The sequence below is a fragment of the Rhizobium sp. 05L429 genome (assembly GCF_056397645.1).
The window spans coordinates 21,616-27,836 of record NZ_JBFTNV010000053.1 but is presented as its reverse complement, the minus strand read 5'-3'; the positions used below and the strand labels follow the sequence as shown (position 1 = coordinate 27,836).

Here is a 6,221-nt window from a genome sequence, read left to right as displayed (position 1 = left end):
CTTCCTTGGCGCGCTCGATGACATAGGCTTCGTCCACTTCGACACCGAGGCCGGGGCCTTGCGGAATGGAGACGAAACCGTCGGCATACTGGAAGACCTCCTTTTTGGAGATGTAGTCGAGGATGTCGTTGCCCTTGTTGTAGTGGATGCCGAGGCTCTGTTCCTGGATGAAGGCATTGTAGGAGATGGCATCGACCTGCAGGCAGGCGGCAAGCGCGATCGGGCCGAGCGGGCAATGCGGCGCGACTGCGACGTCATAGGCTTCGGCCATGGCTGCGATCTTGCGGCACTCGGTGATGCCGCCGGCATGCGACAGGTCCGGCTGGATGATATCGACATAGCCGTCTGTCAGTACCGACTTGAAGTCCCAGCGCGAATAGAGGCGTTCGCCGAGCGCGATCGGCGTCGAGCAATGGTTGGCGATTTCCTTCAGGGTTTCGCGGTGCTCGGAGAGAACAGGTTCCTCGATGAACATCAGCTTGTAGGGTTCGAGTTCCTTGGCCAGAACCTTTGCCATCGGCTTGTGGACGCGGCCGTGGAAATCGACGCCGATGCCGACATGCGGGCCGATCGCCTCGCGGATGGTGGCGATGGTCTCGACCGCCTTGTCGATCTTCTCGTTGGTATCGACGATCTGCATTTCCTCGCAGCCGTTGAGCTTGATCGCCTTGAAGCCACGAGCCACAACGTCCTTGGCATTGCGGGCGACGTCGGAGGGGCGGTCGCCGCCGATCCAGGAGTAGACCTTGATGCGGTCGCGCACCTGGCCGCCGAGCAGCGAGTGGATCGGCTGGCCGAGCGCCTTGCCCTTGATGTCCCAGAGCGCCTGGTCGATGCCGGAGATTGCCGACATATGGATGGCGCCGCCGCGATAGAAGCCGCCGCGATACATGACTGTCCAGTGGTCTTCGATCAGGAAGGGATCCTTGCCGATAAGGTAGTCGGCAAGTTCGTGGACGGCTGCTTCGACGGTCAGCGCGCGGCCTTCGACAACCGGTTCGCCCCAGCCGACGATGCCCTCGTCGGTTTCGATCTTCAGAAACAGCCAGCGCGGCGGGACAATATAGGTGGTCAGTTTGGTGATCTTCATCATGGGCCTGTTCATGCGAGTATAAGGTCTGCGGCTTTTCCCGCTGCAGCCATGACAGCAGCGTTGGTGTTGCCGCTCACGATCGCAGGCATCATCGACGCGTCGACTACTCGGAGGCCACGTGTCCCCMTCACCCGCAAGTTCAGATCCAACACCGCCTCCGGGTCGCTGTCGCGACCCATTTTACAGGTCCCTACGGGATGGTAACCCGTCTTGACAGTGCGTTTGCAGTGAGCAGCCACCGCCTCGTCGCTGGTCACGTCGGGTCCAGGAAAGATCTCCTTCTCGATCAGATCTCTCATTGGCGATGCATCGAGGACCGTTCGCGCGAAACGGAAACCTGCCATAGTCAGACGCAAATCGTCCGGATGGCCAAAAATCTGGGTGTCGACGATTGAGTTCTCCAATGGATCCGCCGAAGCCAATGTTACCGAACCACGTGCCTTCGGTCGGAGCAGAAGCGAGTTGATTGTCACCCCGTCACCAGGTTCCGTCCCCATGACGTCCCGATCAAGATAGACGGTCGGGACACAAAACATCTGAATGGTGGGACGTTCGTTATTGCCGTCGGGGTCATAGAACGCGCACGTTTCGACCCCAGTGGTCGACACCGGCCCCGACTTGAACATCAGATACTGCAACCCCGCCTTGATCATCGGCCAGCCCCGATCCTGGCCATAGTAACCAAATGACCCCTTCGTGGTCGCGACCACCGGGCATTCGTAGTGGTCCTGCAGGTTCTTTCCGACACCGGGCAAGGCGACGATAGTTTTGAGGCCGTGCCGCGTCAGCTCATTCTCAGGACCGATGCCCGACAGCATAAGAAGCTTTGGCGTCTGGTACGCGCCTGCAGCGAGGATAACCTCCTTGCCAGCCTCTGCTCTCTTACTGGTCCCATTTTGTACATAGTGAACACCGGTCACTTGGTCGCCATTCATCTCAAGCAATGTAACCGTTGCTTCAGTCTCGATCGTCAGCAGCGGGTTGTTCATGATTGGTGTGAGAAAGGCGTCAACAGCGCTGGAGCGCTTGCGCGTCTTCCAATCAATCGTGTGCTGCATAAAGCCGACCCCAAACTGGCGTTCGCCATTGAAGTCTGGATTGTAGGGGATGCCCATGCCCTGCAGTGTCTTCACGTATGTTCGCGTCATCGGACTGGTATGGCCGAGATGCGAGATCTTTAATGGTCCGCCTACTCCGTGAAACTCACCAGCAAGGTGGTCATTATCTTCCTKCGCTTTGAAATAGGGCAGCAAATCGTCATAAGACCAGGCGCCGTCGTTCGACCCCTCCGGTGTCACGAGCTCGTTCCAAAAATCGAAATCGGCGGCCTGGCCTCGCATGTAAACCATTGCGTTGACTGTGCTGCCGCCTCCCAGCACCTTCCCCTGTGGCACGATCGGGCCGCGTCCGTTCAGTTGGGGCTGTGGCTTCGTCTGATGCATCGAAAGATACGTGTCCTTGGCGAGGAACTTCATGTACCCCGCTGGAAAGTGCATGATGKGGTTTGCCTTCGCAGGACCTCGCTCGAGTATCAGAACTCTGGCTTTGCCGTCACGCACCAGCTTTGACGCGACGACGCAAGCGGAGCTGCCTCCGCCAACGATAATGTAGTCGTAACGGTCTCTGACCGACATTCATGAACTCCGGTTTGTAAATCAGATGTTTGACGGACGCAGGCGCATACTTCCCGAAAAACTCTCGCCCGGCTGCAAGACCTTCAGGTCACCGAGATCAGATAAATTGTGTCCGTTGGCCAAATGGCTCATCGGCTCAAAACAGAAATAGTCCCGCTTGAAGTTCGGATCGAAGACTGCGTCCGACACGAAGATAAAGGCGTGCTTGAAGATAGCATCCGCCGTCAGGTGCAGCGCCGTGTGCCACTCCGGCCATGTTATCAGGGCCTCGCCGCTCCAGTCTTCGAAACCGTTATTGACCCATCGATTTGGCAATGGCGCTGGCGAGGTGAAATCGAGGTCGGAGGGAATTTCAGTTCGTTCACCCGGCAGCCAGCCTTCTGCTTCGGTCCAATATCTGCGCGCCGGTGCCTGCAGGGCAGTCCTGGCCGTCATCGGAAAGTAGGGATGCCAACCGAGGCCGAACGGCATCGCGCGCTCGCCACGATTTTCGACGGCGAGGGTCACCGTCAGCTCCTCTTCATTTAATGTAAACTGTTGGTGAGCCCGGTATTCATAGGGAGTTGCTCCGCCCCTGTGGGTGAAGGTCATTTCCGCTGATTGAGGCGTCCTCCGTCCGAGGGCCCACTCTGACTGCCAACCCTCTCCGTGAAGATAGTGCCTGTCCCATCTGGTATTTGGTGTGAACTGGTAGTCAACACCGTCGAATTGGAAACGGTTGTCCTTCACTCTGTTTCCAAAGGGAACGAGCGGGTAACAAGAGGAAMCCAACGCATCAGCGTTATCCGACTGGCTCGGGCGCAATAAAGGAACCTTGCCGATGCCGACGTCTCGCCAAAAGCCAAGCACGAGTCCGCCCTTTGTCGAAATCCGAAGCGAGAGGGAACCGGCTGCGAGGTTGATTACCGACATGCATCAACCCTTGTTGCGCGACATGCTGCGCTTGATTGCCTGAATGTTGGCAAGCACCGCAATAACGATAATAAGGCCGCGTACCACCTGCTGGAAAAAGGGGTTGATCCCAAGCAGAACAAGACCATTACCGATGAGGGTAATAACAAGGACGCCGAGTAGCGTGCCGAGCATCGAACCTCGCCCACCCGAAAGCGAGGTGCCCCCAACCACAACTGCGGCAATAACGTCAAATTCCAGACCCGTCGCAGCCGTGGCGTTTCCGGATCCAAGCCGTGAAACAAGCAAGATCCCGGATATTGCGGCCATGGCTCCCGCGATTGCAAAAAGCGCGACACGGATTTTCGATACGCTGATGCCGCTCAGGAACGCTGCATGAGCATTGCCGCCAATCGCAAAGACAGACCGACCGAAGGCGGTCTTTCGGCTAACGAATGTGAACACCGCAAATAGCAGCAGCATTATGATCGCAGCCGGAGGTATTCCAAGAAAGGAGCGATCCAATGCGTCCAGGGTATCATTCCGCCCGATAGAAACAGGAAGCGCGTCCGTGACAAAGAGAGCCGTGCCGCGCAGGGCACTCCAAAGGCCAAGAGTGCCGACGAAGGACGGGACATCGAAATAGGCCCGCAGGGCACCCGCGATAGAACCCAGTAACGCGCCGACGACGATTGCAAGTGCGAATGCGATCGGAGTGGGAACACCCCACTGCAAGAAAAATGCCAGGATTACGGAGATGAATGCCACCATTGGTCCGACGCTGACGTCGATCTCACCAGCAATGATGATGAGCGTGGCAGCCCATGCGGCAATGCCGATTGTTGCGGCATCGCGAAGAATGTTGATCTGATTGTTGAACGATAGGAAGCCGTTCGCCGTTGACGTAAAGACGACATAAAGCACAGCGATTGCCACGAACAAGCTCAGTTCGTTCATATGCTGCGAGAAAGTGAAACCCGAGTTCTTTGAGCGGGCGGAAGTGGGCTTTGCAGCCTGATCGAGCGACATCTTATGTCTCCCTCAATGTCCTGCGATGCAGGCGGCCATCAAGGCGTCCTGATCGATGTTTGGTGATTTGAATTCTTCGTGCAGAGCCCCATCCCGCAGAACGAGAACCCGGTCGCAAACCAGGGGCAGCTCCTCGATCTCGCTTGAGACGAAGACAATGCTGCGCCCTTCGGCGGCGAGCTGACGGATGATTGCATAGATCTGTGCTTTCGCCTCGACATCCACGCCTCGCGTCGGCTCATCAAGCAGCAGAACACGGCTGTTGGCGTAGACCCACCGGCCGATGACCACCTTTTGCTGGTTGCCACCCGACAGCGTGCCAATCGGTGTATCGGTGCGTGCCGTCTTGATATGCAATCGCTCTATGACTTTGCGCGTCGCGTCGGCCATCAGTTTGGAGGACAGGATCCCGCGCTTGCTGACGCTGGCAAAATTCGTCGCCAACGTATTTTCGTCGACGCCGAGAAGCGGGACGATCCCCTCCTCCTTCCGGCTTTCGGGCGTGTATCCAAAGCCACTCGAAATCATTCGCTTGTATTGGCCCGGTTGAACCGCCTTGCCGTCAACGAGTACGCTGCCCTTGTCCGGGCGGCGTACACCCATGATTGCCTGGAGCAGTTCGGTGCGTCCAGATCCGAGCAGCCCGGCTATCCCGAGGACCTCGCCTGCTCTCAGGGCGAAAGAAACGGCGGTGAGCTTGGGAGCGAGCGTCAGCTCTCTTACCTCAAGAACTGTCTTCTCCTGGCTTCTGTTTTCGAGCGCCGCTGCTTGAGACGCTTCTGAGCCAAGCATGAGCCGGACGATCTCGCGTGTATCAGCGCCCTTCACGTCCACGGTATCGATAATGCGGCCATCTCGCATAATGGTCGCGGAATGGGCGATCTGGCGAATTTCATTCATGCGGTGGCTGACATAGATGACTGCGATCCCTTCAGATGCAATCCGCTTAACCGCCGCGATTACCTTATCTGCTTCCGCTGCCGCCAGTGAGCTCRTCGGCTCGTCAAGGATGACGAGCTTCGGCTTGCCGAGAAGGACACGAGCTATCTCAAGCAATTGGCGCTCTGCCGGGCTCAGGGCAGCCACAAGCGCGTTGGGGGCCCGGTCAAGACCCAATCGGCTCATCGCCGCCGAGGCTTCGGCCTCCATGTCGGAGTATTGTATGATGCCCGCCTTTCGCGGCCACCTCCCCAAGAACAGGTTTTCTGCAAGCGTCATTCCCGGCACCAGGCTGAGTTCCTGGTAGACCACCCGCACTCCCTTGTCGAAAGCGTCCTGCGCCCGGCTAGAACCTGTATGACGGAGTTCCTCCCCATCGACCGCGACGGTTCCGCGATCTGGAATTTCGGCGCCGGTCAGAAGCCTGATGAGCGTCGACTTGCCAGCACCATTCTTACCCAGAAGCGCCCTTACTTCGCCCGCAGCAACTTCAAAAGTTGCGTTGTCCAGCGCCAATACGCCGGGATACTGGCGAGTGCATCCTTGAATCGATGCGAGCGGATGCCGAGCCGTTGCCTGAACGGAGCGCGATATCTGTGTCATGAAGCTTTCCATCGCTGAGGAGATGCCGCCAG

General features: G+C 57.9%; 5 protein-coding genes. All 5 read right to left on the bottom strand.

The features are described 5' to 3' along the window. Positions 1 to 1,090: galactonate dehydratase (dgoD, locus tag AC1DNW_RS34160; RefSeq protein ID WP_477855624.1), on the bottom strand; the 1,090-nt coding region annotated here is incomplete at its 3' end. Positions 1,091 to 1,101: 11 nt separating this feature from the next. After that, positions 1,102 to 2,727: a GMC family oxidoreductase gene (locus AC1DNW_RS34155; protein WP_477855623.1), complete on the bottom strand. Its 1,626-nt coding sequence runs from the start codon at positions 2,725 to 2,727 to the stop codon at positions 1,102 to 1,104. A gap of 21 nt (positions 2,728 to 2,748) precedes the next feature. Then, positions 2,749 to 3,639, bottom strand: coding sequence for an aldose 1-epimerase (locus tag AC1DNW_RS34150; protein ID WP_477855622.1), 891 nt, complete (start codon positions 3,637 to 3,639; stop codon positions 2,749 to 2,751). Between the two features lie 3 nt (positions 3,640 to 3,642). Then, entirely contained in the window at positions 3,643 to 4,647 is a 1,005-nt protein-coding gene (locus AC1DNW_RS34145; RefSeq protein ID WP_113298834.1) for an ABC transporter permease, read from the bottom strand. A gap of 12 nt (positions 4,648 to 4,659) precedes the next feature. Continuing rightward, positions 4,660 to 6,189, bottom strand: coding sequence for a sugar ABC transporter ATP-binding protein (locus tag AC1DNW_RS34140; RefSeq protein ID WP_477855621.1), 1,530 nt, complete (start codon positions 6,187 to 6,189; stop codon positions 4,660 to 4,662). Between the last annotated feature and the right edge of the window lie 32 nt (positions 6,190 to 6,221).